Origin of the sequence: Natrinema salsiterrestre, assembly GCF_029502005.1 — an archaeon.
Lineage (GTDB): Archaea > Halobacteriota > Halobacteria > Halobacteriales > Natrialbaceae > Natrinema > Natrinema salsiterrestre.
Genome location: NZ_JAMQOT010000002.1, coordinates 385,923 through 412,663 on the forward strand (window position 1 = coordinate 385,923; position 26,741 = coordinate 412,663).

Sequence of the window (26,741 nt, forward strand, 5' to 3'; positions counted from 1 at the left end):
TTTCCGTGCGGGGAACCGCCTTCACCGGCGGCAGTGGACCCACGCACCGCCAGCGATCGCGATCACTGCCGCACCGAGTCCGAATCCGGGCTGCGAGTCACCGTCGTTCGTCCCATCCGACGGGGCGATGACTGCCTCGAACCCGTCGAGAGAGGTGGTCGCATCCCAGCTGACCTGTCCGTCAGCACGCTCCGACGGCTCCGGCGTCGACTCCGCGAGCGCGTATCCGTCGGGCAGCTCGAGGACGACCGCCTGCTCCGCCGTGAACCCGCTCGTGAACGGTTCCGCGACGGTCAGCCGCCCGTCTTCGGTGGCTGCGAACCCGCGCCAGGTTGCCGAGACGGAGACGATACCGCGATCGGTCCCCTCGTCCGTTTCGAAGGAGACGCCAGCCTCCTCGATCGCCATCTCTCGGTCGGTTTCGTCGGCCACGCCGGCCACGACCGACCGCAATCGGCGTTCGGTGCGCGACTCGAGTTCGCTCCGTTCCGTTTCGTTCTCCTCGAGCGACCGGAAGGCCGCCTGATCCGCCTCGTCGGTCAGGTCGAAGGTGACGGCGACGGTCACCGTCGCGTCGCCGTCGTCCTCGAGGGCGACCACGAACGCCGAGTCCGAGCCCGTCTCCTGTGAGTGGGCGTCGATCGCACTCGCGCTATCGGCCGTTGCGACGACGCTTCCGGTCAGGAGGAGCGCGACCACCACGACGGCGAAGAGCCGCGACGTGGACGCACCCAGCCGCCGGAATTGAAGTCCATTCGGGCCTCGATTCATCGGTCATCGTCTTCCGTTTCGTCTTCGTCTTCCGCTTCGTCCTCGTCTTCCGCTTCGTCCTCGTCTTCGTCTTCCGTTTCGTCTTCGTCCTCGTCTTCCGTTTCGTCTTCGTCCTCGTCTTCCGTTTCGTCCTCGTTCTCGTCTTCCGTTTCGTCCTCGTTCTCGTCTTCATCTTCGAACTCGAGTTCGAGCTCGGTCTCGAGTTCGCCCCGAACCACGTCGATGTCGAGTTCGTCCGCATCAGCGGGGAGGGCGAACGAAACCGTGCCGTCGTCCCCGGTCGTCCCGACCGGCTCGTCGTTTGCGATGACGTCGGCACCCTCGACCGGGCCGCCATCGAACGTCGCGGAGACGGTCACGGTTCCGTTGTCGATCGTCGCCTCGGCGTCGAACTGCGATTCGGCGTCATCGCCCAGCTCGTCCGAATCGTCGCCGAATTCGAACTCTCGTTCGCCCTCGGCATCGCCGTGTTCGGCTTCGATATCGGCCTCGCCGCGTGGCAGGGTGACGGTGAGTTCGCCGTCGCCGTCCGTCTCGCCGACGGCCCGGTCGTTGACGGTGACCGTCACGGTAGCTGCCGGCTGTCCGTCCGCGAGTACTCGCAGCGTCACCTCTTCGCCGGGTCCTGCCGATCCGGACGCGACGAGAATAACCAACCGCTCGTCGGTATCGTCGTCTTCATCTTCCCGCTCGTCACTATCGTCGTCATCGTCCTCGTCTTCCTCTGCCTCTCGAGCTTCGATCTCTTCCTCGAGTTCGAAGACGGTTCCCGTTTCGCCGTCGACGCTGACTTCGGCCTCGCCGGTTTCGGTTCCCGTCAGCGCGAACTCGAACTCGTAGACGCCGTCGTCGTCGGTTTCGGTCTCGACGAGGCTCCAGCTACTGTTTCCGCCGACGTCGGAGAGGGCGTCAGTCGCTGCGGTGAGCGCCTCCGTCTGGGAGAGCACCAGCGATCCGTTCCCGTCGCGGGGCCGCTCGTACTCGCGGCTCCGTTCGCCGTCCTCGTTCTCGACTTCGATCGACAGGCCGCCGTCGACCTCGATCTCCGCACTCCCGCGCGCTTCACCGGTGAACTGCTGGAGCAGCGCGTCGGTGCCGGAGCTCGTGAGCTCGGCCACCGCCGCTCGCTCGTCCGCGAGCTCGGACGGCGTCACGCCGGCAGTGCGACGGTCGACCTCGTCGACCGACTCGAGGCTGTCCTCGAGACGATCGTAACTCGAGACGACGCTCTGGGCTCGCGCGTTCAGCGACGCGAGTCGCTGGGCGTACGTCGACTCGTCGATGTCACCGGCCTCGTAGGCGGCAGTGGCTTCCTCGTACTCCGCCTGGAGGGTTGCAGACCGGTTCTCGAGGACCGCCGCACGGTCCGCGATCGCCGTTGCGCGGTCACTGTCGTTCCGTTGCTCCATGCGTTGCTCGAACACCGTGTTCTCGAAGTCGGTCCGAACTTCGTCGCTCGTCGCGGTGACGACCGTCGACAGCTGCGCGCCGGTCGTCACGGTCACGGTGTTGTCGGTAGTGTCGTCGCCGTTCGTCTCGTCTTGCGCCACCGTCCCGGCGGCGACCGCCGGGCCGAGGACGCTCGTACAGAGCGCGATCGCCAGCAAGGCGATCAGTAGTCGTCGGGGTATCATCCGATCACGCCTCGGAACGTATCAGACATAAACCGGATCGATCGTGGCATCGGCTCCTACCGAATTGCACGAGTCGGATTCAGTTCGTGCGGTCGTTTGCAGCGATTTGCGGCGGTTTGCAGCGTTCAAGACAGTATCCTTATACGACCCCTCTCGAAAATAAGTGGTGACCGTGAGTACAGCATTCGATCGCACCGTCGTGATTCTCGCAGTAATACTCACGCTGGGGGCGGTTCCGCTCGGGGCGACGGCGTCGATCGGCCAATCCGAGCCGACAAGTATCGACGACGGGGAGGCAATCACAGCGGCCGAAACGCCGGACGCCGATACGACGGTGACGCGAATCGCGCTGGACGAGAACGGCACCGCTCACTGGTCGGTGACGGTCCGGACGCGCCTCGCCAACGACTCCGAGGTAGACGACTACGAGGCCTTCCAGGAGCAGTTCCGTACCGATCGAGAGACCTACGTCGAGCAGTTCGAACGGCGGATGACCGGCGTCGTCTCGAACGCGGCGGAATCCACCGGTCGGAACATGACGGCGTCGTCGTTTCGGGCGGAGACGTCCGTTCAGGAGGTTCCGAGACAGTGGGGAATAGTCACGTACTCGTTCGCGTGGACGAACTTCGGCGCGGTCGACGGCGGCGAAGTCGTCGTCGGTGACGTGTTCGAGGGCGGGTTCTATCTCGACGACGCCGACCGATTGCAGATCGCCCCGCCGAACGGGTACACGCCGACTGCGACGGCACCGCCACCGGACGAGCGTGACGGCACGACCGTCGTCTGGGCCGGGCCGGAAAGCTTCGCCGATCACCGTCCCACGGTCCGGTTCGAGCCGGCCGACTCGACCGTCGATAGCGACCGCGAGGGAACGAACTCGTGGGGCGGGATGCCGCTCGTGGTCGGCGGCGGTATCCTGCTCGTTGCGATCGCCGCGATCGTCGTGTTCGTCACGTCACAACTGGGTCTCCGTCGGCGGCTGCGCTCGAGCCTCCCCGTACCGACCGATGGGGCGACCGACCCCGCCGCGACCGAGACTGACGACGGCGTCGGACCGGAGCGCGACGGCGACGAGTCGGCGGGGACGGCAGCGAGCGGTCCCGCATCGCCGACGGCCGACCTCGCGACGGACGAGGATCGCGTTCGGACGCTCCTCGAGCGAAACGACGGCCGAATGCGACAGGCCGCGATCGCCGAGGAACTCGAGTGGTCGGCGTCGAAGACCTCGCGGGTCCTCTCGGGAATGGCCGACGACGACGCGGTCGAAAAACTCCGGATCGGGCGCGAAAACGTGATCGATCTGCTCGAAAACGGGGACTGATTCGGTCGGCAGTCGGACGCGAACGTCGAGTGCGATCGCCCCCGAGGGAATCGGATCCCATCGTGACGATCGCACTCAGTCAACGCGCTGTTCGCCGGTGCTCGAACGATCCCGCCGATCGCGCTCGAGGATCGTCCCCCCGGCACCGACGACGACGTCGACGGGGACGGTCCCGAGGCCGCCGTCGACGTCGCTACTCGAGCGGGCGAGCGCGAGGTCCAGCAGCGATTTGTCGGTGGGCGTCTCGAGTTCGGTCCAGCGGACGCTCTCGGCTCGTTCGTAGATCCGCCCGCCGGTCGCGACGGCGACCGCGTCGGCCCCGACGGATCGGATCGTCTGGAGCGCTCCCTGCCCGACGTAGAGCGGGGTCCAGTTCTCGCAGTCCGGGTCGAACCGGTAGGCGATGCCGTCGGACCCGGCGATGAAGATGGATTGCTCGCCGGCCCAGACGTCCTGAAAGTCGACCTGTGCGTTGCGGACGCCGATCCGTTCCCACGCGTTCGCCGCGTCCTCCCCGCTGGGTTCGGTATCCGCCGCGTCGTCGTCGGCGGATTCGGCGGTCGTCGAGTCGGCCGCCGAATCGGCGTCCGTCGATGCGCTCTCCGTCGACTCGCCGTCCGGTCGTTCGAGGTACGCGCCGCCGCTGGTATCGACGGCGTAGAACCCGTCCGGACCGGCGGTTACGCCGGGGATCGTCGATCCGCCGCCGGGTTTGACGACGTCTCCCCAGACGGGACAGCCGTCCTCGACGGTGCAGTCGAGGACCTCCCCTGATCCGTTCGCGATGCGGACCCGCTCCTCGCCGGTCTCTCCGGTGACGGCGATCGCTTCCCAGGTGCTCGTCTTCTCCATTGGCGCGGAGTAGTCGCTGAGATGGCCGTCGGCCACGTCGTAGAACCCGAGCGCACCGCTGTCGCCGGCGAACCAGAGCCGACAGCCGTCGTCGGTCGCGGCGATCGACCGGAGCGTGTTGTCCGAGACGCCCGGCCCCCGTTCGAGGAGCGTCCGCCATCCGTCCGACGTCCGGTGGAGGAAGATGCCGCCCTCGCCGCACGCGTACGGGCCGTCCTGTCCGTGGGCGACGCCGTGCAGGGTTCGCGAGGTCGGGGACTCGGCTGCTACCCAACTGCGACGATTCCCGTCTCCGTCGCTGCCGTCGCCACGAGCGCGTCCCTCGGCGGTGTTCTCTCCCCCGTCGGATCGGGAGTCGTCGCTGTGCGTCCCGCTCGTCGTACCGTCTTCGTTCGAGTTCATTGGTATAAGTCGCTTGAGCCAGTCGAGCGCGTTCGTTCCGGATTCCTCGAGCGGATCGATCATCGAACCACCTCGTGGGCGGCCGCGACGCGGGAGATGCCGACGCTGTAGGCTGCTTCGCGCCAGCTCAGGTTACACCGCTCGCGACGGTCTCGGACGTCGTCGATCGCCTCGGTGAGCGCGTAGCCGAACTCGTTGCTCACGCGAGCGTCGCTCAGCCGGTCGCGACCGACGCTCTGGACCCACTCGAGGTGAGCCGCGACCATCGTTCCGGCCGTCGCCAGGACGTCCGGAACGACGGTGATTCCGCGATCCTCGAGGACGCGCTGACCGCCGGGAGTAACGGCACCGGTCGCACCTTCGACGACGATATTCGCCCGGATCGCGTCGGCATTCTGGGCGGTCACCGCGGTCGCAGGCGCCGCGAGGAGCAGGACATCGACATCCTGCTGGAGGACGTCCTGTGTGCCAATCATCGTTCCGTCGTCGTATTCGGCGAGGGCACCCGGTCGCTCGAGGTAGCTCGGGACGAGATCCGTGTCGAGTCCGTTCTCGTCGCCCGAAGCGGTGAGTCCGGCCTGATCGCTGCACATCGCGACGACGGTGCCGCCCCGGAACTCGAGCAGGCGGGCGGCCGTCGCGCCGAGGGTTCCGGCCCCGTAGACGGCGATCGTCGCGTCCGACAGCGGGCAGTCGTGGTCGGTCTCGAGGACGTCCCGGGTCACGTGCGCGATACTGTCCCCGCCCGCCCTGGGCATCTCTCGGAAGCCGCCGATGGCGGGTGGTTTGCCGGCGACCGCCGCGTTTCGGGGTCCGTCGACTCGGTCGGCGGCGGCGTCGACGAACCGCGCCATCGTCCGCTCGTCGGTCCCGACGTCCGGAACTAGGACATCGCTGTCGGGTCCGACGCCGGTCACACTGCCCGCGTACGACCGAGTGAGCCGGACGCGTTCGTCCCGCGAGAGCGTCGTCGGGTCGACGGCGACGCCGCCCGCCGCACCGCCGAACTGGATGCCGGCGAGCGCGGCGCTGACGGTCGCCGCAGCCGCGAGCCCGGCACAATCGTTGCCGGTCAGGTCGGCGGCGTACCGATGCGGGCCGAGGTACGGGCCGCGAACGTCGTCGTGGCGGACGCGATAGCCGTCGCAGACGCCGAGAGAGCCGTCGTCGCGCTCGAACTGAACCGTGATCCGCTGGCGGTGGTCGGGATACAGGATCCGCTGCTCGATCTCGTCGGGAAGCGAGAGCCGATCCGCGGCGGTCGTCGCGTACGTCCACGGGGCATCGAGATCGGGATCTGTTCGACTGATTTCGTCGCTGGTGGTGTTTCTGGTCATTGTGGATCGAGTACGCACGTCAGATCGGCCGAGCGGGTCGATCGATCGGGACCGGCGACGTCTCGGCGGGCGGATCAGTCGACGCGACCGACCCGCCCGTGATCGAAAGAAAACGACCGGCCGTGGCCGTTGCCGGCCGCAACCGCCGACGACTCTCTCATGGGAGCTCACGAAAGAGACAGCGCCGCTCCCACTCGTAGTGTTCCTCGAGTCGCTCGTTCGCGCGCTCACTCGGTCGATAGGCGTTCGTTCGGCCGTCGACCGGGAGTTTCTCGACGTAGCCTTCGTCGACCAGCTCCGCCAGGTTCTGGTAGAGTCGCCCTTGCGTGATCTCCTCGTCGTAGTAGCAGTCGAGTTTGTCTTTGATAACGAGGCCGTGGGGATTGCGGTCCGCGAGCATCCGAATGACGAACAGTTGATCCCGTTTGAAGCCGGTCAGATTCGTCAGCGGACGAGGATCCGTGATCTCGCGGGTGCGCCGTTCGGTCCGGTCGTCGGAGGTCGATTCGCCACCGTCGTCGGTATTCTGTGACGTGTGATTGGACATCGGTTCGATATCGGCGGCGAAGCCGCCGAAGCTACGCGCGGGGATCGAACCCGCAGCCGGCCGGATCCGAGCGTAGCGAGCGGCTTCAGGGACCGAACTCTTTCCGATGCTCTCGATAGAGAACGGCGACGAACGCTCCCAGCGGGAGCAGGCCGAGGATCACGAGCAGGAGTCCGGCGTAGATGATGTTCGGGAGTTGCAATTGGACGATGAAATACGACAGGACGGTGATAGCGCCCGTGATCAACAGCGCGATACACGAGCCCACGAGGCCGAAGCTCAACTGCCGGAACCGCCACTTGAGGTTGTCCGATCGGCGCAACTGTTTGACCAGGACGACGGTCGACGGAATCGTGATCGCGATCAGTTGGATCAGCATCAGTGCGACGTCAGTACTTGTCGTTGTTGACATGGTGGTAATCTAGAGTGTCACGAAGGTGGTCCGACTGCGCGCAACTGCGGTGGTCGGAATCGATGCGTCCGTCCGGTCGGCTCGCGGTACGACTGATACTCGTCAGTCGTCGGTTCGCTCGGTGGATGATCGGATTGGCATCCGCCGACCGCGCGGGCGGCGAGCCCGGCCCTCTCACGGGCCGAACTCTACCGCCATTCGCGCGCGTGGGAGGGACCGTCCTCGAGGTCCCACGGATCGTCTGGAGCTGGGTCGCCGACCCACAGCGATCGACCGAGGTTCAGGAGGAACGCGAGCTGTCCGGTCGCGATGACGTACGCGCCGACGGTCGCGAGCTGCTGAAGCGGCGCGTAGACCGCCGGATAGGTCGCGACCCGCCGGGGTAGCTGTGCGAGCCCGACGAACAGGAGCGCACCGAACGTCACCGCGACGCCGACGATCGTGAGCCAGCCGTGCAGGCGGGCGAGGCCGGGCTCGAGGCGCCGACCGGTGAGCAGGGGGTACCAGTAGTACGCGCCGGCGACGAGCGAGAGGCCGACGAAGCCCGCGAGCAGGAAGTGGAAGTGCGCGACGACGTAGTAGGTCCCGGTGTAGCGGACGTTGATCGGGACGACGGCGAGGAAGACGCCGGTGACGCCGCCGACGACGAAGAAACCGACGGCGGCCAGCACCGCGATCATCGGCGCGCTGTACCGAACCGAGCCGCCCCAGAGCGTCACGAGCCACGTACACAGCTTCGCGGAACTCGGCACGGCCACCGCCAGCGTAGTGAACATGAAGACGGTCCGAACCGACGGGCCGACGCCGGTCACGAACATGTGGTGCGCCCAGACGGTGAAGGAGACGACGCCGATCGCCAGCGTCGAGTACACGGACGACCGGCGGCCGAACAGTCGCCGACCGGCGAAGCGCGGGAGGACGTGGCCGACGATTCCCATCGGCGGTAACACCAGCACGTACACCAGCGGATGGGCGAAGAACCAGAACAGGTGCTGCCAGACCAGCGGCCCGCGGCCGCCGAGGAGGAACGCGGTGCCGAGCGTTCGGTCGGCGAGCAACAGTGCGATCGCGGCCGCCAGCACCGGGAAGGCGACCAGCGCCATCCAGCCGGCCGTCAGCACCGTCCAAGTGAACGTGTCGACGTCGAGCCACCGGATCTCGCGACGCCGCTGGATCGTGGCGACGAGAGTCACCGCCGTCGCCGCGGTGCCGACCGCGACGAGCAGGAGGCCGACGAGCAACGCATCGACGGCCGGATTCGGTGACAGAACGCTCAGCGGCGGGTAGAGCGTCCACCCGCTCGCGATCGGCTCGAGTCCGGCGACGCCGAGAATACCGCCGATCGTTCCCGATCGAACCGCCAGCGCCGCCGGCACCTGCAGCCAGAAGGCCCAGACGGCGAGATTGGGGTGGGCGAGGTCGTCGGTCCCGATCAGCGGGGGCACCGCGGCGTACGCGAACCCCCAGATCGCCGGCAGCACGAACAGGAACAGCATCGTCAGCCCGTGGGTCGTGAAGAAGGCGTTGTAGGTCTCGGCCGGCCACTGCTCGAGCCCCGGCGTGACGAGCGCCGTTCGGAGGAACAGGGCGTCGAGCCCGCCCCACAGCCCCATCACCAGCGCGAGCGCGAGGTGCCAGCGAGCGAGCCGCCGGTGACCGACGCTCGAGAGCCCCGCGAGGGGATCGCCGGCTCCCTCGAGCGCGCGTCGCGGCGTCGACGCTCGGGTCATGCATCCCGTCCGAACGAGAACGCGCGACCCAGTTCGCGGACGCCGAGCAGGCCGACCGTCGTCGCGACCGTGAAGGCCACGAGGGGATTGATGGCGTACAGGATCCCGCCGAGCAGCGGCGCGGGAACGACGGCGACTCGGACCGCCGTTCGGATTTCGTCGGGGAGCCGCGGGCCGGGGACGGGAGCCGCTCGAGCGCTCGCGCCGACGGTGGGTCGGAGCGGCTCGATCACGGTGCGAAAGCCGAGGAGCCCGAAGAGGGCGGCGACGGCGGCGGCGCTGGCCGGTGCCGCCACGAGCGCCATCGGGAGCAGCGAGAGGCCGGCGAGACCGACCGCGAGGAGTAGCCGCCGATCGACGCGCGAGGCGAGTGTCGGGGACGCGACGGCACCGGCGATGGCACCCGCGGCCTCCGCGAGGACGAACAGTCCGAAGACGGCGGCGGGCGCGAGCGAGAGGCCGCCGATCGAGAGCCCGATCGCCCGATAATCGACGACCAGGAGGACCAGAAACGGGACGGTCCCCGCGATCGCGACCCGGACGAGCGCGTCGCCGATGACGGCCCAACGCCGGCGGTCGGGGAGCCGGGAAACGGCGCGCCGGACGACCCCGAGCGATGGATCGACGTCGATCGACGTGACGCCCGTTCGCTCCTCCCGCTCCGATGGGTCGCCGAAGAGCGACGGGAGAACGCCGACCGTCCCGAGTGCGACTGCGCCGACGATCGCGACCGCAGCGCCGGTCGCGGCGACGAGCGCGAACCCGCCGCGGATGCTGTCGGCGCTCGCGACGGCAGTCGTCGCGAACACCGCTGCGGCGACGATACCGAGCGCACCGAGGACGACGTGCGTCCGCTTGTCGGGAACGAGTACCGTCCGGTCCGATCGGGCGTGGGCGTCGTCGGCCGCACTCGAGGGAAGCGGCCCGGCGCGGGTGTCCGTCGGCCACAGCCGACGCGTCGGGCCACGAACGTGCCACGCCTGGAGGAGAACGATGCCGACGACGAGCCAACCCAGCGCCGTCAGAGGGGTTCCCAGCAGCGTATCGAGCGTCGGCGCGCCGGCCCAGGCGAGCAGGCCGACCGCGGCCAGCAGCGCCGCCAGCACCGCGACCGTCGTCGACTCGAGGGCCGGCGTCGCGTCGCCGCCGAGATCGGCGCTCGAGAGCTCCGACGCGGCGACGGCGGTTCCGAGGCCGAGGCTCACCAGCAGGCCGACGACGATCGGCCCGTAGCCGAGCGCCGACAGGAACTCGGGGAGATAGCGTTCGGCCAGTCGTACCAGCCCGTGGGTCGACACGATCGTTGCGAGGCAGATCAATCTGACCGGATCGCTCCGTTCGACGGCGTCTCTCGGGTGTGGTGTCATGAGTGCTGGAGTGGGGAAGCAGCGGAGGAGTGGGCGTCTCGAGCGATCGATTGGGACTGCGGTAGGAACCGGAAACGTCGGTAGCGACCGTATCGGCTCGACACTGGTCGATTTTCGACGGATAACGGGGCCAGGATCACGCGTCTCTCATTTCAGCCCGCGATCCTCGAGCGCGTACGCGATCCGCTCGAGGGCCTTGTGGACGTGATAGATGACGCCCGCGACGTGGGGCGCGAGTCGATTGCCGATTCGAACGCGCTGCTCGCGCTCGAGGGCGACGTAGACCTGGATCGCGAGGAACGGGATGGCGACCGCGTTGAAGAGGGCCGTGAACGTCCCGGAGATCGTACCGCCGGCTTCGCCGGGTGGCGGGACGAGGCCGAGCCCGCCGAAGACGAGTTCGACGACGAGGCCGGCGACGACCGCCGCGAGGAAGAACGCGACGAAGATGACGCCGGCCATCCGGGTGCCGTAGTACCGACGGTAGGTGCGGACCAGCGGCAGGATGAGCAGGTCCGCGAAGATGAACGCCAGGACGCCCCCGAAGGAGACGCCGTTCTGCCAGAGGACGAGCGCGAACGGGACGTTACCGACGGAACAGAGGAACGTCAACACCCCGACGACGGCGCCGAGGAAGACGTTCGAGGTGAGTCGCGTGACGCTCCCCTCGGCACCGACGCCGAAGAGCGCGGTCCACCACGAGGTGGGCACGAGCGCGGCCAGCAGTCCGGCGATGAGGAACCCCAGCAGGATGTCCCGCCAGAGCATGTCCCACTCCCGGATCGCGTTCGCGGTCGCCGACTGCCAGCGATCGCCCGAGAGGAGTTCCGGGCCGGCGGTGACCGCCTCCCGGTCGGTCGCCGGATCGTACGCGTTCCGACACCCCCCACAGCAGAAGTACTGCCGTTCACCCTCGATGGTCGCCTCGAGCGTCTCCTCGTCGGTCGGCTCCGCGGCCATCCCGCACGTCGCACACTCGTTTTCTTCGAGCGCCCGCGCGTGGGCTCTGGCTCGCTCGACCCACGCCTCGGGGACGAACCGGCGGTAGATCACGGCGACGACGAGGATGGCGACAAGCCCGCCGACGATCTCCGCGGCGGCGAACTGCCAGCCCAGCAAGAGCGTGACGACGAGGGCGAGCTCGAGGACGAGATCCGTGCTCGCGAACTGGAACGCGCCGAGACTGGACGCGGCCGACGCGCCTTTCGTGAACAGCGTTCGCGTCGTCGCGACCGCGGAGAACGAACAGCTCGAGGAGGACGCCCCGAACAGGGCGCCGTAGCCGACCTCCCGCCAGCCGTCGTCGCCGAGGTAGTCGGTGAGTTGGTCCTCGTCGACGAACTCCTGCACCGCGCCGGTGATCGTGAAGCCGAGCACGAGCGCCCACCAGGTGTCCCAGGCCATCTCGAACGCGATGATCAGGCCCTCGACGACGCCCAGAACGACGGCTCCGAGCAGGCCGACGAGCCGGGCCGCGAGATCGAGCCCGCCGCCTTCCGGGGGAGCGATCCCGGGATCGACCGACTGTGCTACCGAAATCGGACCGTTCAGGAGCGGTCCCCGGTCGATCGCCGTCAGCGCCAGCGATGCGAGCGGACGTCCGCCTGCGAGCACGGGGCCGAACGCGTCGGTGATGGCGTGGAGTACTGAGAGCATAATGGATGTCGGCGCGGTCGCAGCGTATCGACGGATAGACGAGTAACGCCTGAACAGCCGGGAAGCGGATAGTAGCGGCTGTGCTGTCGGGCCGGGATGTCATCCGCGCCGGGTGCGCGTCGTCCGGGCCAACCAACAATAATAACCAATGGCTTGTGCCGTATAAATACGGACGAAACCTAGAGAATGTACACCGAGAACGGGTGGTCGACCTGCGGTTCGATCGGGCTCGGAAAGGGGTCGCTTACCCGGCCGGTTTCAGCGGCGCAACAACCCGATCTCTCGATGGCGATTGTAGAGGTACGTTACGCAAACCGTCACCGTCGACAGGAGAAACGTGAAGACCGCGGCCGCGATCGCGATACCGAAGCCGGCCACCAGCCCGGCGAGAACGCCGAGAGCCAGCGGCGCTGCGATCGCCGCACCGACGTAGACCTGCCTGTCGGGACGCCAGGTGTCGCTCTCGGTCGCGACGAACTCGACGTCGCGCCAGATGGCGGGAAGCACGAGCGCGCCTGCGGCGGCGACGAGAATCAAGAGACCGATGCTCCCCATACTCGAGGCGAGAACCGAGCCGCCCCGGGTGAGGCGAGCGAGCGAAACGATCCCGAACAGGCTCAAGACGGGATAGCCGATCAGAACGTACCAGTACCACGGCGCTCGATCAGTCGAGTCGGCGGCTGTGAGTGAACCACGTGCCATGACGCATCCGCCGTATGAACCGACTACTGATAAGCTATCTAGATACGTAAGAAAGTTCCACAAAATAATCTAGACATACGTCTAGAGCCTCCGACGAGTCTGTTTCTTTATTCTAAATAGCCTCAGTATTATGTCACCTTATCCCGCTGGCACTGCTAGCCGGGATGCACGGTCGGACCGACCTGACGGTTCGATCGCACATACACACATGATCGGTAAACATGCCTTCTGTCCGACCAGCGGTGCATCTCTCTCGCGAGAGGTCCACTACGACGAACGCGGCCGTCCGGAGCGCGTTCCACAGTCAGACGACCTCTCGCCGAACGCGGCCCTCGAGGAGCCACTGACGACGGGGAAGCGTCGGTCCTCGAGGCGCGCGCTCGCGACGTACTTCCGGCGGTGTCATCGGCGACACGGTGACGCGAACGACGACCTCTACTGTCGCGCCGCGCTCGTACTCCGCCAGCTCAAACGAGTGGCGACGGGCGATCAGGAGCGCGACGATATCCTCTGGTACGCGCTGGGCGACCGACTCGCCCGCGACGGGTTCGACGTCGACTGGATGAGCGTCCACGCCGAGCCGCGGTGTCCGGACTGTGGCGGACGCCTGACCTACGGCGACGGGCCGAACGGCCCGATCGCCCGCTGTGGCGGATCGTGTAGCGGCACCCGTGACGATCGGCTCGTCACGATCCGGGAAACCGTCTGCACGCTGCTCGCCCGAGCGTTCCCCGACGAACCCACCCCCGATACCGATGCACTCGCGCTACTGTGACCGACAGCGACGGCTATCGCCGGTCGGACTCTCCCACGGAAACGTCGAATATGCGCCTCTTGACGGTGCTTGCCCCCACACAGTCGAACGCCGACGAGGTGACGGCCGTCCTCGAGCGCCACAACCTCGAGTACAGTCTCACCGACCACACCAACAGCGAGAAACGGACGATCACGGTTCCGGCACCCGAACACGCGATCGAACCGCTCGAGGACGACCTCGCATCGATCGGCGACGTCACCATCATCGTCGAAGAACCGATGGCGATCATCGGGAGCGACTGGGACGAATCCTCGACCGACGGCCGCCGCGAGTGGCTCTCCTTCGAACGAATCTCCCGGAGCGAGCTGCGCTCGAAAGCCCAGTCACAGCTGCCTTCACTGGTCATCTTCGCCGCGATGACCGCGATCAGCGGGGTCGTCGCCACGACCGGCGTCCTCCTCGATTCGCTCGCGGTCCTCGTCGGCGCGATGGTGATCGCCCCCCTGCTCGGCCCGGCGATGGCCTCGAGCGTCGCGACCGTCCTCGACGAGCGTCAGCTGTTCGTTCGCGGCGTCAAGCTTCAGCTCGTCGGGATCGGCGTTGCGATGTCGAGCGCCCTCGCGTTCGCGCTCTTCGCACGGACGTCGCGGGTCATCACGACCGCGGTCGATCTCGAGGCGAGTCTCGGACTCGGCAGCCACGGGCTGCCGCCGTCCCTGCTCGTGACCGTCGCCGTCTGTTCGGGCATCGCCGGCGGCCTCGGGATGGCGACGACCGGGATCACGGACCTCATCGGCGTGATGATCGCGGCGGCGATCATGCCCCCGATCGGCGTCATCGGCGTCGGCATCGCCTGGAACGCCCCCGAGGCCGTTATCGGCTCGTTCGTCGTCGTCGCGGTCAACGTCATCGCGATCAACGTCGGCGCGATCGCGACGCTGTGGACCGTCGGCTTTCATCCGACCGATCGCTCCCGGATCAGGACCACCAGAGGCGCGATCCTCAGACGGATCCTCCTCCTGACCGGGTTATTGCTGGTCGCAACGCGTCTCCTCGAGATCGTCTCCGACGGTCTCTGAGTCACTCGCCGACACCCCGCTCAGTATCCAATGACTGACGATCCATCACCGACAGATTCCGAACGCGACGCCGATTCGCCCCTGCCCCCCGAGGCACGTACCACGGCCGATTCCGGGACCAACACCGACGCGGGCCGCTCGAACGCCGGTGTGAGCACCGATACCGGCAGCGACGACACAGCCACTGACAGCGACGACACCGACGACTACGGCGAAGGCGAGGACCGCGATACCGGAGCCCGAAAGGAGGACGCCTCGTCGCTCGGGCTCTCTCTCGTCAGTTCCGCCCTCCGACTGCTGGTCACCGCACTGGTGGTCGGCGGCCGCCTCCTCTGGAGCGGCGTCCGGATCGCATCGAAGCACCTCACCGACGCCCGGTCGCGTCGCCGAGCACAGCGCTGGCTCTCGCTCGAGGGCGACCGCCGAGTGATCGTCGGCGGGTTCGTCGCCGGCGTCTTTGCCCTCGCGCTCCTCCTGGGCGTCAGCGACGTCATCGGCGTCCGCGAGAGCCGGTTCGTCACGACGATGTTCAGTACGATGATCGCGGGCCTGTTCTCCTTCATCCCGATCGTCGTCGCGGTCAACCAGTTGATCGTCTCGCGGCTGTTCGGAACCCCCGATCGACTCACCGACCGCATCGACGGCGTCCAGGCGTTCCGCACACGCGTCGAATCCCAGACCGAAGGCGACGGCATCAGTCCGACCGACCCCGCCCCGTTCCTCGCCCGGCTGGCCGGCACGCTCGGCAGCCGCGCTGACGAACTCGCCACCGAGACCGGGTGCGCGGATCGGACCACCGACGGCGGTAGCGAGCGCAGCCGCGTAGAGACTACCCGGTCCGACGGCACGCCGATCTCCGCCCTCGAGTCGGTCTGTCGCTTCGCCGAACGAACCCGTGAGCACACGGGCGCGCTCTCCTCGCGGCTCACCGGCGAGACGACGTCGGTGTTCGCCGTCGTGTCGCCGACCATCGACCACGACTACGCCGGGGCTGCGAACGAGGCGCGGCGACTCGAGCGGCGGTTCGACGAGGAGCTGTCGGACCGAGCGGCGTCCCTGCTCTCGGAACTCCGCGAGCTGTTCGTCACCGCGGACGCGACGCGCCAGTACTTCACGACGATCTACCTCCAGCGGGAGCTCGCGCGGCTGTCGCGGCTGATCACCTACAGCGGCACCGGTGCGATCCTGCTCTCGACGCTGGTCATCATGATCTACGCCAGCGGCTACCCCCCGGTCGCCTTCGAGGGGTGGCTGCTCGTGCTCGTGAGCGTCGCGCTCGCGATCGCGTTCAGCCCGCTCGCGGTCCTGTTCGCGTACGTCGTCCGCATCTCCGCGGTCCTCAAGCGGACCTCCGCACCGGGCGCGTTCACCCCGCCGGGCAAGTTCCACCAGTCGTACGATACTCGCAGCGCCGCCCGAGTATCGGACGGCGACCGGCAGAGCCGGACGACCGACGCGGACACCGCGATGCGTGACGACGAATGACGAACTCCGACCCGCACACGTCCCGGCGCGCCCTCCTCGCAGCGGTCGGCACCGCGGCCGGGTCGCTGTCGCTCGCGGGCTGTATCGACGCCGACAGCGAGTGGGTTGCCGCCGACGTCCCCACCGACGCGACGCTGTACGACGTCGTCCCGACCGCCCTCGGGACGTACGCCGTCGGCGAGAACGGAACCGTCCTCGCACGCGATGAGGCTCGCGGCGAGTGGACCGTCGAGCTCGAGAACGGTCTCGGCGGTCGAGGCGATAGCCTGCGTTCAGCGACAGTCACGAGCAACGGGCGCGCGATGTGGGTCGCCGGCGACAGCGGTGCGCTCGGGCTCTACGACGTCCTCGCCGGCCGCACGATCGACGTCTCGGCCCCGAAGGGGAAGACGACTTCCTGGACGGCGATCGCCGCCGCCGGGCTGGCCGGCGACGAACGACTCACGGCCATCAACAGCTCCGGCGAACTCCTGCGCGGTCGCCGCGACGGCCCGACCATCGAGTGGAGCGAGGTGATCGAACCGGGTTCAGGCTCGAGCGTGACGGACATCGACCTCACGCCGCTGGGCTACGGCTACGTCGTCGACACCGACAGCGGCGTCTTCGAGTCCCGAGACGCCGGCGTCTCGTGGAGCCGCATCGGGATCGAGGGCGCGGGCGTCGATTTCGCGGCGGTCGCGGCGACCGACCACGGCCACGTCTCGGTCGCGGGCGGTAACGGCGTCGTTTACACCTACGACGGCCTCGAGTGGTCGCGGACGACGCTGGGCGAGCAACCGATCGCGGCGCTCGCGCGGGACCGCGACACCGCGATGGCAGTCTCCTCGACCGGCGTGCTCTCCGAGCGCCGCTACGGCGAGTGGACGACGCTCGTCGACCTCCGGCCGGGTAACGAACTGCTCGCGGTCGCACTCGGGACCGCCCGATCGCCACAGCTCGTCGTCGGCCAGTCGGGGACGATAGTCGAGCGGCGGTACTGACGGTCGTTTTCGGTGATTTCGAACTCGTATAATCGGCTACTCGAGCGAGGATCCCGACCGGGTTGTGACTCGCGCTTCGCTGAAATCGGCCGTCACCGCTCTCCTCGACGACTGCGGGTTTTCATGTGGTCCCTCATGTGATTTATGTTCATCCGGGACGAACCCGTTCGTATGACTCCGGAGATAGAAGAGACGACGGTCAGCTCACGCGGTGGAGTCACGGTCCCCTCCTCGGTTCGCGACCGACTCGACATCGAAGAAGGCGACAAACTCCGCTGGCAGCTCGACGATACCGGTGAGCTACAGATCGAAGTCGTCCACCAGCGAGATGGCGTTTTCGACGACGCCGAGCCGATCGATATGGGAGAGACGAACGCCGTCGACGTCAAAACGGAGTTCGGAGAGGAATGACGGCGGTCGTCGATACGAGTGTTCTGTTCGCCCAGCGGAGTGCTCACGACGAATATCACGAGCAGGCTCGAGAGATAATCGCAGGGGTCGATCACGGTCAGTTACCCGAGTTCCATATTACGGACCACGTCCTCGCTGAGACATTGAACCTGATTCAGAACAAGGCGGATCACCAGAAAGCGACACAGACGATGGCCCTACTTATCGAAGGCAGTCATTTCCACCTCCGACACACGCCGAAAGCCGATTTCAACTCGACGCAGGCGCTCTTTCGCCGCCACTCTCATCTCTCGTTCGTCGACGCATCGATCGTCGCGTTCATGCAGCGAGAGGGGATCGAGTATCTCTACTCGTTCGACGACGGTTTCGACACGATCGAGGGGATTACGCGGCTAAACACTGCCGTCGATCCGCGGTAACAGGCAGTCCGTCCTCTTTTCGGCCTATCGTTTCGCTCGAGACGAATCGCGATCCCTCGAGTCCGTCCCGTTACGTTTTACCCCCGTGGGGCCGAACCGGTCTCCAATGACTGCCCAGACCGTCCAGCAGGGCGACCTCGTGACCGTCATCGGGCTCGAGGTCCACGTCCAGCTGGAGACCGACACGAAGATCTTCTGTGGCTGTTCGACCGAGCCGAGCGACGAGCCGAACGACAACGTCTGCCCCGTCTGTCTCGGGCTCCCGGGGGCCCTGCCGGTGCTCAACGAGGCCGCCGTCGAGGCCGCCGTCAAGATCGGGAAGGCGATCGACGCCGACATCCCCGAGGAGACCCGCTTCCACCGGAAGAACTACTACTACCCCGACCTGCCCAAGAACTTCCAGATCACCCAGTACGACGAGCCGATCTGTCAAGCGGGCGAACTCGAGATCGCCGTCGAGGGGCAGCGCCGGACCGTCGCGATCGAGCGCGCCCACCTCGAGGAGGACCCGGGCAGCCTCCAGCACGTCGGCGGCGGTGGCGGCATCGATTCGGCGGAGTACACCCTCGTCGACTACGATCGCGCCGGCACCCCCCTGATGGAGATCGTCACCGCACCGGACTTCCGCAGTCCGAGCGAAGTGCGGGCGTTCCTCGCCGAACTCGAGGAGGTCCTCGAGTACCTGGGCGTCTTCGACGCCGAACGCGACGGCAGCCTGCGGATCGACGCCAACCTCTCGATCATCCCCGAGGAAGACATCGACGGCGACGACACCGACGAGATCGGCGTCGAGGCGCTCGAGGCGGCGAATCGAACTGAGGTCAAGAACATCTCGAGTCACAAGGGCGCGGAGAAGGCCCTGGCCTACGAGGAGACCCGCCAGAAGAACGCCATCCAGCGCGGGCGCGCGGTCGAACAGGAGACCCGCCACTGGGACGAGAGTCGGGGCATCACGGTCTCGATGCGCTCGAAGGAGGAGGAGAAGGATTACCGGTACTTCGAGGAGGCCGACCTGCCGCCGCTGCGGGTCTCGGACTGGAAAGACGAGATCGCGATTCCCGAACTGCCCTCGGCCCGCCGCGAGCGGTTCCGGGCGGAGTACGGTCTCAGCGAGGAGGCCGCTTCGAAACTCACCTCGACGAAACAGGTCGCGGACTTCTACGAGGACGTCGCCGGCGAGTACGACCCCGACCTCGCGGCGACCTGGGTCGCGGACAACCTGCTGGGCGAACTCAACTACCGGGACATCGAGATCACCGGGATCGAGGGGCGACTCGAAGAAATCAAGCGCCTCGTCGAACTCGTCGCCGACGACGAGATCACGGCGAAAAACGCCCGCGAGACGGTGCTGCGCTCGATGCTCGACGACGGCCGAACCCCCGATGAAGTCGTTGCAGAGGAGGGACTGGGCAAGACCGGCGAGGACGAAGTCCAGCAGGCCGTCGTCGACGCGATCGACGAGAACCCCGACGCCGTCGACGACTACGAGAGCGGGGACGACGGCGCGATCAACTTCCTCGTGGGGCAGGTCATGCAAAAGACCGGCGGCAGCGCGGATCCGGGCGACGTGAACCAGCTGCTGCGGAGCGAACTCGAGGGGTGAGGACGCTCGGGGTGCTCGATTTCGATCGTCCGCTCCGTCCGCTGGACGAGGCACATTATAAAGGTACCGGGAGCGTGGGAAATCTCGTCACACTCTCCCCGTGTATACGGAACTGGGGGTACCCGTTTCGGTATGGCCACAGAGACCGGCCGCGACGTTCGGACGAACTCACAGACGATTAATTGGAAAGCGGGAGCAGTCGGCGGCGTAGCCGGCGGTATCGTGATGGGCGCGCTGATGCTCGCGATGAACGATGCGGTGCTCGCGGTAGCGATCCCGTCACTGTACGGTCTCGCACCGCCGCCGAACCTGCCCGCGGGACTGGGCGTTCACGTGTTCCACGGGACGGTGTTGGGTATTATCTTCGCCGGAATTGCCGGCTCGCTGGATCTCGATTCGACGGGGAAGGTCGTCGGCCTCGGCTTCGCGTGGGGCGTCATCACGTGGATCGCGCTGGCCGGACTCGTGATGCCCGTTTGGCTCGGCGCGGTCGGCTCCCCCGCGTCGCCGCCGGTCCCCAACTTCGCGCCGCCGTCGCTGCTCTGGCACGTCGTGTACGGGCTCGTGCTCGGCGGCGTCTACGCGGCGATCGAGGACGCGATCTGAGGCGGACCGACCGGAGACTGGAAACGCGCGTTTCTACTCCTGGTAGATCTGCCACTGGGGATCCTGCGTGTCGCGTTCCACCATCGCCTCGGCTTTCTCTCGACTGAGCGACTGAATGAGCGACGTGGCTTCCTGCGCCCAGACCACGAACGCCGCCGCCAGGTTCCGTCTCACCGAAGCGGGACCGGTGGGGGAATAGACGTAGACCTGTCCGCCCTCCCTGCGGAGTCGCCGCTCTTTGTCGACGACGCCGAGATCGGCGAGGTGGTTGAGATGACGGGAGACGACGCTTCTGTCGTAATCGATCCGGTCGGCCAGTTCCGCCACGGTCTGTTCGCCACCTTCCATGACGCAGAGACAGACGTCCAATTCGGTTTCGGACATTCCGAAGACGGTCCGCATCACGTCGTCGAGCGACGGCTGGCTAACGCCGACGGCGTCCCGAGTAGTCGACTCCATGGGACCGTCACAACAGATCATTTCGCCCTGCCCGAAGCCGAGGTTTCCGCAGGTGGTACACTCGAACAGTTCGATCGCCGGTGGAGGGTCTCCCATATGCGAACGAGTCGCACTGCAGGCGCACATACGTATCGGTGACTCGTCGTCACTCGAGCGGGTCGCGGAATTCGCCACCGTCGCAACCCCCCTCGTGCGCTCTCACGCGACGAGGCGGTCGACCGACGGCGTCCCTTTCTCTCCAGTCGTCCCGTTCCGATACCGCGCGAATTATTAACGCGAAACATGTCGGTAGCCGACATGGACCGCATTTCGCTCGGCAACGACGAATTCGAGGGTCGGAACAACGCCTACGTCCTCGCCGACGACGCCGAAGACGAACTCGCGCTGGTCGATACCGGCGTCGCGCTCGAGTCCGTTCGCCGGGACCTCCGGGACGGGCTCGCCGAACGGGGCTACGAGTTCGCCGACGTCGACGACATCGTCCTCACGCACTTCCACGTCGATCACGCCGGGTTGGCCGGCGAGATCCAGGCCGAGAGCGGCGCGACGGTCTACGTCCACGAGGCCGACGCGCCACTGGTCGCGCAGGACCCCGACGCCGTCGCCGCCGTCGAGGACCGCCGCCGGGAACTGCTCGAGCAGTGGGGCGTGCCCGAGGAGGCGCGAACCGAACTCCTCGAGTTCCTCGAGTCGGCGGATATCGAGGGCCCGCCGGCCGATCCGACGCCGATCCAGGACGGGGACCGGCTCGACGTCGGGGGTCGAACCCTCGAGACGGTTCACGCACCGGGGCACGCGGCGGGGCTGTGCTGTTTCGAGACCAGCGTTGCGTCGGAGACGCAACGGGAAGACGGTGAAGCCGTCGACGAACGGGGCGACGAGGCGTTCGTCGGTGACGCCGTCCTCCCGGTGTACACCCCGAACGTCGGCGGTGCGGACGTCCGCGTCGAACGCCCCCTGGAGAAGTACGTCGCCGCGTTGGAACGGCTCGCCGATCGCGACTACGACCGCGTCTGGCCCGGGCACCGCGACCCCATCGAGGAACCGACCGAGCGGATAGAAACGATCCTCGAGCACCACCGCGAGCGGACGGAAGCGATCCTCGAGATTCTGAACGAACACGGGCCGGCCGACGCCTGGACGGTCAGTGCGAAACTGTTCGGCGACCTCGAGGGGATCCACATCATTCACGGCCCCGGCGAGGCGTACGCTCACCTCGATCACCTTCGGCACGACGGTGTCGTGGAATACGAAAACGGCACGTATAGGCTTCAAAAAGAGACGATCGTACTCGAAGACGTTTTTTGAGGTTTCGTTCTGACGGCAAAATTGGTTCCAAACTGGTCGACAGCATACTGAAACTTTGCGACTGTGTATTGTTGTCAGGAGCCTTGCTAGCTTCCCTCATCTTTATTAACTGTGAATCGAAAGAGGTGGATGAGAATCGGTAACTCACTGACACACAATGGCTAACGAAGATAACAATACTCTCGAATCGGATAGAACTGGAAACGACGCCGTCGGACGCCGGACGTTTCTCGGCGCTGCAAGTGCAGGTGCGCTGACGACGACACTCGCCGGTTGCATGGGTGGAGTCGGCAGCGGAGGGGGTGGCGACGACGTGTTCAAAATCGGCCATCTCGGCCCGACGGAACTCCAGATGGGGCGCGGTGCCGAACGAAGTGCGGAGCTCGCGGTCGCCGAACTGAAGGACAACGGTGGGGTTCAGGGGCAAGACGTCGAACTACTGTCGGAAGACACCGGCGGCTCCCCGTCGGAGGCCGAGCGGGTGACGCAAAACCTGGTCGGCTCCGATAACGTCGACCTGCTCGTCGGTACCTTCGTCAGCGAGGTCACCCAGGGAATCATCGACTACGTCGCGGAGCGAGACGTGCCGTTCATCATTACGGGCTCCGCCGATCCGGCGACGATTACCGAAAATCACGGACAGGATTACGAACAGTACAAGAACATCGTTCGGACCGGTCCGATCAATTCCGATCTGCAGGCGGAAGGGATGGCCGGCTACGCGAGCCACCTCAACGACCTCCACGGCTTCGAGAACTTCTCGATCCTGGCCGACGACGCCGCCTGGACCGGCTCCTTCCGCGACATTCTCCCCGATCTGATCGAGGAGGACAGCGACCTCTCAGTCGTCCACGAGGACAGAATGGCGCTCGATACGGACAATTTCAATCCGTTCCTCGACGACGCTGCCGACGCGGACGCCGACGTCGTCATGCGATTCATCGCACACGGCGGTGCGGCGACCTTCACCAGTACCTGGGCCCAGAACGAGTACCCGTTCGCCCTCGAAGGGATCAGCGTGCCGGGAATGTCCCCCGAGTTCTGGGGCGCGACCAACGGCACCTGTCTGTACGAAACGACGTCTCAGTCCGGTGCAGGCGGCGTCTCGGAGTTAACCGACAAGACGATGCCGTTCGTCGAGGCCTACGAGGAGGAGTTCACTGGCGACGGGCAAGACCCGCCGAGCAAGCCGATGTACATGGGATTCAACTCCTACGATGGAATCCTCTTCTACGCGAAGGCGGCCGAAGAGGCCGGCACTACCGATTACAACAGCGACCTCGACGCCATCGTCGACGCCATGCTCAACACCGAGTTCACTGGCGCTGCGGGCGAGATTTCGCTCTACGGAGAGGATTCGGACTACCCGAACGACCTGAAAGAGTCCAGGAACGAGGACGGCATCATTTCGAACTTCCCGGTCACGCAGTGGCACGAAGACGGGGACGGTGGCGTCGTCGAGTGCGTCTACCCCGAACAGGACGCGACGGCAGAGCACGTCGTCCCAGAGTGGATCTAAGCCGAACACGAAGGAATGATAGAGCAATTACTCTCGATACTAGTGGTGGGAGCGATGATCAGCGCGGTCTATGCGCTGATCGCAATCGGCTTCACCATGATCTTCGGCGTTGGCGGCGTGTTGAACCTCGCACACGGGGCCTTGATCATGATCGGTGCATTCACGTACCTCGCAGCCACGTCGGCCGCCATTCCGCCCTTCGCGGGATTCCTACTCGCGGTCGTCGTCACAGCCGCTGCATCATACGCGCTGTACGCGGGGCTCGTCAAATACATCGAAGACAACATCGTGATCACGTTCCTCGCGACGGTCGTCGTCGCGTTGCTGTTGACCGAACTGGTCATCATCCAGTTCGGCAGCGCACCGTCGCAGCTCCTTCCCGTGATCTCGGGGACGATATACCTCGAGGCAGTGGGAACCCGGATCCGGTACGTCCAGCTGCTGGCGTTCGTCGTCTCGTGGATCGCGATCGGCGCCCTCTGGTACTACGTGACGAAGACCGACGAGGGGCGATCGATCCTCGCGACGTCGATGAGTACGCGCGGTGCGGAACTCACCGGGGTCGACCTGCAGAAAGTCAAATCTCGAACCTGGCTGATCGCCGGCGCGTTCGCCGGGATCGCCGGCGTGTTCATCGGGACCCTGCAGTCGACGTCGCCACAGATGTGGCTCAGCCCGCTCGCACTCGCGTTCATCATCGTCGTGATCGGCGGGATCGGCAGCATCAAGGGGTCCGTCATCGCGGCGTACCTCATCGGCTACCTCGAGACGGCGTCGGTCGAGATCCTCGGCCCGAGCTTTCAGGGAGTCCTGTCCCTGGTCGTTCTCGTCGCGATATTGCTGCTCAAACCGAACGGTCTCTTCGGGAGGGAGCTCGTCCATGAGTAGCGCAACGGATCGGTTGAGCACTGCGACGGGTCGTATCGATCAGTCGCTCCAGCCGCTTGCGGACGTCTACAACCGCTTGTTCGGTGACTACTTCGGTGAGATGAACGGGCTCCAGTTCGTGTTGATCTTCGGAACGGCCGCCGCGCTGTTGACGGCGCCGTTCTGGGGCAACTTCGGGCTCGTCAGAGCGATGACCGTCGCAGCGATCTGGGCGATCTTCGCGATGAGCTGGGACATCCAGAGCGGCTACACCGGCTACATCAGTTTCGGTCACTCCGTCCTCTCGGGTGCCGCGGGATACACGACCGCGATGCTCATTCACAACGTGAACCCGGAGCTGTCGATGATGATCACGATCCCGGTGTCGATCTTCGCCGCGCTCGTGGTCGGGCTGCTCGTCGCCTTGCCGTCGCTCCGGCTGACCGGCCCGTACTTCTCGTTGATCACGTTCGTCGCCGTGTTGATCTTCTACCGATTGATCCCCTCCTTCAGCCAATACACCGGCGGGGAAACGGGAATCCAGTCGGTGGAGGTCTTCACGTACGCACCGGTCGCTCGGTACTACTACATGGTCGTGCCGATGCTGCTGATCGCGGTCGTGCTGACGCTGATCGCCCGCTCGAACATCGGGCTGATCCTCATGTCGATCCGCGAAAACGAAGCCGCGGTCAACGCCGCCGGGATCAACGCGACGAAATTCAAGATCTTCTCGTTCGCGCTGAGTTCGATCCCGATGGGGATCGGCGGCGTGTTGCTGGTCCACTTCAGCGGCGGCGTCGATCCGACGACGTTCATCGTCGTCGACCGGAGTATCGAAATGATCGCGATCGCCGTCCTCGGCGGGATGAGTTCGATCCTCGGCCCGCTCGGTGGGGCGTTCTTCCTCATCGTGCTCCGGGACTACATCCTCACGGACATCGCCAACCTCGGATCGTCCATCCGCTGGACGGTCTTCTGGGCGCTCGTGTTGCTCGTGTTAGTGTTCGCCCGCGACGGCGTGTTCCGCAAGCTCTGGCACGGGCTCGATCGCATCGGAGGTGACCGCCGATGAGCCTGCTCGAGGTCGACGGCCTCACGAAGAAGTTCGGCGGGCTGGTCGCCGTCGACGATTTCTCCTTCGACGTCGAGGAGGGCGAGATCGTCGGCCTGATCGGTCCGAACGGATCGGGCAAGTCCACGGTGTTCAACTGCATCATGGGCCTCTACGACGTCACCGACGGATCGATCACGTTCAACGGGGACGACATCACCGACGACGCGACCCACGAGGTCGTCAACAAGGGCCTCTCGCGGGTCTCGCAGGAGTCGAATCCGATCCAGGAGATGCCGGTGGCGGGCAACATCAAGCTGTTCACGCTCCCGAACAGCATCCGCTCGTTCTACGGCGGTGCGAGCGAGGAGGAGATCTACGAGTACGCCGCCCGCATCGACATCGAGGACAAACTCCACGAGATGCCGAGCGAACTCCCGCACGCGGACGTCCGCCGGCTCGAGATCGCCAAATCCCTGGCGACCGAGCCCGAGCTCATGCTGCTCGACGAGCCGTTCGCCGGGATGAATCAGGCCGAAATCGCGGAGCTGGCCGATCAGATCGAAGGCTTCCGCGAGGAGGGGATGACGATGATCGTCGTCGACCACAACATGGGCGGGCTGATGGAGCTCGTCGATCGGATCGTCGTCCTCAACAACGGCGACTTCCTCGCGGAGGGAACGCCGGAGGAAATCGCCGAGAACGAACGCGTCCAGGAGGCATACCTCGCTGGGGAGGGACTGTAATGACCGATCCGATACTCGAGGTCGAAGACCTCAACGTCTACTACGGTAAGTCACACGCACTGAAAGGCGTCTCACTGTCGATCGACGAGGGCGAGATCTACGGCGTCATCGGGCCCAACGGGGCCGGGAAGACGACCATGCTCAACGCCATCGCCGGCTTCGTCGACTACGAGGGGACGATCCGGTACCGCGGAACGGATCTCGCGACCGTGAACCCACAGCAGATCGTCAGGGACGGCCTGATCTACTGCACCGAGGATCGGGACCTGTTCCCGTTCTTCTCGGTCCACGAGAACCTGCTGATGGGCGCGCAGTTCCGAGAGGATCGCGACGCGGTGCAGGACGACCTCGACATGGTCTACGAACTGTTCCCGCGGCTCGACGAACGTCGCGAGCAGGAAGCCGAGACCATGAGCGGCGGCGAACAGCAGATGCTCGCCGTCGGCCGCGCGCTGATGAGCGATCCCGACATGCTGATGCTCGACGAGCCCACCCTCGGGCTCGCGCCGGTCATCATTCAGGACATCAGCGACGCGCTCGAGCGCCTCTCGGAGCAGGGACTGACGATCCTGCTCGCCGAGCAGAACTCGACGTTCGCGCTGCGCCACGCCGAACGGCTCTCGCTGATCGAAACCGGCGAGATCGAACTGGCGGGCACGTACGAGGAGTTCCACGACAACGAGTACGTCCGCGAAGCCTACGTCGGCGTCCACTGAGGAC

Annotated in this window: 26 protein-coding genes; 15 read left to right on the forward strand and 11 right to left on the reverse strand. The window is 66.1% G+C overall.

Translation table 11 applies throughout. The features are described from left to right. Positions 1 to 21: 21 nt before the first annotated feature. Positions 22 to 771 carry a DUF4897 domain-containing protein gene (locus NDI89_RS07355; protein WP_277520867.1) on the reverse strand — a complete coding sequence of 250 codons (750 nt, stop codon included), beginning with the start codon at positions 769 to 771 and terminating at the stop codon, positions 22 to 24. Further along, positions 768 to 2,405 (reverse strand): DUF7096 domain-containing protein, encoded by a 1,638-nt coding sequence (locus NDI89_RS07360; RefSeq protein ID WP_277520868.1) that lies wholly within the window; start codon positions 2,403 to 2,405, stop codon positions 768 to 770. Before NDI89_RS07360 ends, NDI89_RS07355 begins: the two co-directional genes overlap by 4 nt. Before the next feature lie 172 nt (positions 2,406 to 2,577). Between NDI89_RS07360 and NDI89_RS07365 the strand changes: the two genes are divergently transcribed. Then, a complete protein-coding gene (locus tag NDI89_RS07365) occupies positions 2,578 to 3,726 on the forward strand; it encodes a helix-turn-helix transcriptional regulator (protein WP_277520869.1) in 1,149 nt (382 codons plus the stop codon). A 75-nt stretch (positions 3,727 to 3,801) separates the two neighbouring features. Here the strand turns inward: NDI89_RS07365 and NDI89_RS07370 are convergent, their stop codons facing one another. From NDI89_RS07370 to NDI89_RS07405, 8 genes are all read right to left on the reverse strand, one after another. Next, complete coding sequence (locus tag NDI89_RS07370; RefSeq protein WP_277520870.1) at positions 3,802 to 5,043, reverse strand: hypothetical protein; 1,242 nt, start codon at positions 5,041 to 5,043, stop codon at positions 3,802 to 3,804. Next, positions 5,040 to 6,317, reverse strand: a complete 1,278-nt coding sequence (locus tag NDI89_RS07375) for a Glu/Leu/Phe/Val family dehydrogenase (RefSeq protein WP_277520871.1) — start codon at positions 6,315 to 6,317, stop codon at positions 5,040 to 5,042. Before NDI89_RS07375 ends, NDI89_RS07370 begins: the two co-directional genes overlap by 4 nt. Positions 6,318 to 6,474: 157 nt before the next feature. After that, a complete protein-coding gene (locus NDI89_RS07380; protein ID WP_277520872.1) occupies positions 6,475 to 6,864 on the reverse strand; it encodes a helix-turn-helix transcriptional regulator in 390 nt (129 codons plus the stop codon). 85 nt (positions 6,865 to 6,949) lie between these two features. Next, positions 6,950 to 7,276: a hypothetical protein gene (locus NDI89_RS07385; RefSeq protein WP_277520873.1), complete on the reverse strand. Its 327-nt coding sequence runs from the start codon at positions 7,274 to 7,276 to the stop codon at positions 6,950 to 6,952. A gap of 188 nt (positions 7,277 to 7,464) precedes the next feature. Beyond that, on the reverse strand, positions 7,465 to 9,006 hold the full coding sequence (locus NDI89_RS07390) for a cytochrome c oxidase subunit I (protein ID WP_277520875.1): 1,542 nt from the start codon (positions 9,004 to 9,006) through the stop codon (positions 7,465 to 7,467). Continuing rightward, entirely contained in the window at positions 9,003 to 10,373 is a 1,371-nt protein-coding gene (locus tag NDI89_RS07395; RefSeq protein WP_277520876.1) for a transporter, read from the reverse strand. Before NDI89_RS07395 ends, NDI89_RS07390 begins: the two co-directional genes overlap by 4 nt. A gap of 147 nt (positions 10,374 to 10,520) precedes the next feature. Further along, entirely contained in the window at positions 10,521 to 12,029 is a 1,509-nt protein-coding gene (locus NDI89_RS07400) for a permease (protein WP_277520877.1), read from the reverse strand. Positions 12,030 to 12,287: 258 nt separating this feature from the next. Continuing rightward, positions 12,288 to 12,731, reverse strand: a complete 444-nt coding sequence (locus tag NDI89_RS07405) for a hypothetical protein (protein WP_277520878.1) — start codon at positions 12,729 to 12,731, stop codon at positions 12,288 to 12,290. Between the two features lie 208 nt (positions 12,732 to 12,939). On the opposite strand from NDI89_RS07405, the gene NDI89_RS07410 reads away from it, so the two are divergent. The 8 genes from NDI89_RS07410 (at position 12,940) to NDI89_RS07445 (ending at position 20,071) form a co-directional block, all read left to right on the forward strand. Then, positions 12,940 to 13,506: a hypothetical protein gene (locus NDI89_RS07410; RefSeq protein ID WP_277520879.1), complete on the forward strand. Its 567-nt coding sequence runs from the start codon at positions 12,940 to 12,942 to the stop codon at positions 13,504 to 13,506. 50 nt (positions 13,507 to 13,556) lie between these two features. Further along, a complete protein-coding gene (locus tag NDI89_RS07415) occupies positions 13,557 to 14,567 on the forward strand; it encodes a TIGR00341 family protein (RefSeq protein ID WP_277520880.1) in 1,011 nt (336 codons plus the stop codon). Between the two features lie 30 nt (positions 14,568 to 14,597). Continuing rightward, on the forward strand, positions 14,598 to 16,052 hold the full coding sequence (locus NDI89_RS07420; protein WP_277520881.1) for a DUF7972 family membrane protein: 1,455 nt from the start codon (positions 14,598 to 14,600) through the stop codon (positions 16,050 to 16,052). After that, positions 16,049 to 17,032 carry a WD40/YVTN/BNR-like repeat-containing protein gene (locus tag NDI89_RS07425; protein ID WP_277520882.1) on the forward strand — a complete coding sequence of 328 codons (984 nt, stop codon included), beginning with the start codon at positions 16,049 to 16,051 and terminating at the stop codon, positions 17,030 to 17,032. Before NDI89_RS07420 ends, NDI89_RS07425 begins: the two co-directional genes overlap by 4 nt. Positions 17,033 to 17,203: 171 nt before the next feature. After that, positions 17,204 to 17,443: an AbrB/MazE/SpoVT family DNA-binding domain-containing protein gene (locus NDI89_RS07430; RefSeq protein WP_277520883.1), complete on the forward strand. Its 240-nt coding sequence runs from the start codon at positions 17,204 to 17,206 to the stop codon at positions 17,441 to 17,443. Then, a complete protein-coding gene (locus tag NDI89_RS07435) occupies positions 17,440 to 17,862 on the forward strand; it encodes a type II toxin-antitoxin system VapC family toxin (RefSeq protein ID WP_277520884.1) in 423 nt (140 codons plus the stop codon). Before NDI89_RS07430 ends, NDI89_RS07435 begins: the two co-directional genes overlap by 4 nt. Positions 17,863 to 17,968: 106 nt before the next feature. Beyond that, positions 17,969 to 19,465 carry an Asp-tRNA(Asn)/Glu-tRNA(Gln) amidotransferase subunit GatB gene (gene gatB, locus NDI89_RS07440; RefSeq protein WP_277520885.1) on the forward strand — a complete coding sequence of 499 codons (1,497 nt, stop codon included), beginning with the start codon at positions 17,969 to 17,971 and terminating at the stop codon, positions 19,463 to 19,465. A 132-nt stretch (positions 19,466 to 19,597) separates the two neighbouring features. Then, positions 19,598 to 20,071 (forward strand): DUF6789 family protein, encoded by a 474-nt coding sequence (locus NDI89_RS07445; protein WP_277520886.1) that lies wholly within the window; start codon positions 19,598 to 19,600, stop codon positions 20,069 to 20,071. Positions 20,072 to 20,104: 33 nt separating this feature from the next. Here the strand turns inward: NDI89_RS07445 and NDI89_RS07450 are convergent, their stop codons facing one another. Beyond that, a complete protein-coding gene (locus NDI89_RS07450; RefSeq protein ID WP_277520887.1) occupies positions 20,105 to 20,626 on the reverse strand; it encodes a helix-turn-helix domain-containing protein in 522 nt (173 codons plus the stop codon). 201 nt (positions 20,627 to 20,827) lie between these two features. Here NDI89_RS07450 and NDI89_RS07455 point away from each other — a divergent pair, with 201 nt between their 5' ends. The 6 genes from NDI89_RS07455 to NDI89_RS07480 all read left to right on the forward strand — a co-directional run bounded on the left by NDI89_RS07455 (position 20,828) and on the right by NDI89_RS07480 (position 26,737). Continuing rightward, complete coding sequence (locus NDI89_RS07455; RefSeq protein WP_277520888.1) at positions 20,828 to 21,838, forward strand: MBL fold metallo-hydrolase; 1,011 nt, start codon at positions 20,828 to 20,830, stop codon at positions 21,836 to 21,838. Positions 21,839 to 21,995: 157 nt separating this feature from the next. After that, a complete protein-coding gene (locus NDI89_RS07460; protein WP_277520889.1) occupies positions 21,996 to 23,357 on the forward strand; it encodes an ABC transporter substrate-binding protein in 1,362 nt (453 codons plus the stop codon). 15 nt (positions 23,358 to 23,372) lie between these two features. After that, positions 23,373 to 24,245 carry a branched-chain amino acid ABC transporter permease gene (locus NDI89_RS07465; RefSeq protein WP_345781968.1) on the forward strand — a complete coding sequence of 291 codons (873 nt, stop codon included), beginning with the start codon at positions 23,373 to 23,375 and terminating at the stop codon, positions 24,243 to 24,245. Further along, the gene (locus tag NDI89_RS07470; RefSeq protein ID WP_277520891.1) at positions 24,238 to 25,296 is read left to right on the forward strand and encodes a branched-chain amino acid ABC transporter permease; all 1,059 of its coding nucleotides are present in this window, start codon (positions 24,238 to 24,240) and stop codon (positions 25,294 to 25,296) included. Before NDI89_RS07465 ends, NDI89_RS07470 begins: the two co-directional genes overlap by 8 nt. Next, positions 25,293 to 26,021, forward strand: coding sequence for an ABC transporter ATP-binding protein (locus NDI89_RS07475; RefSeq protein ID WP_277520892.1), 729 nt, complete (start codon positions 25,293 to 25,295; stop codon positions 26,019 to 26,021). The genes NDI89_RS07470 and NDI89_RS07475 overlap by 4 nt, the downstream gene beginning before the upstream one ends. Next, entirely contained in the window at positions 26,021 to 26,737 is a 717-nt protein-coding gene (locus NDI89_RS07480; RefSeq protein ID WP_277520893.1) for an ABC transporter ATP-binding protein, read from the forward strand. Before NDI89_RS07475 ends, NDI89_RS07480 begins: the two co-directional genes overlap by 1 nt. Positions 26,738 to 26,741: the final 4 nt, after the last annotated feature.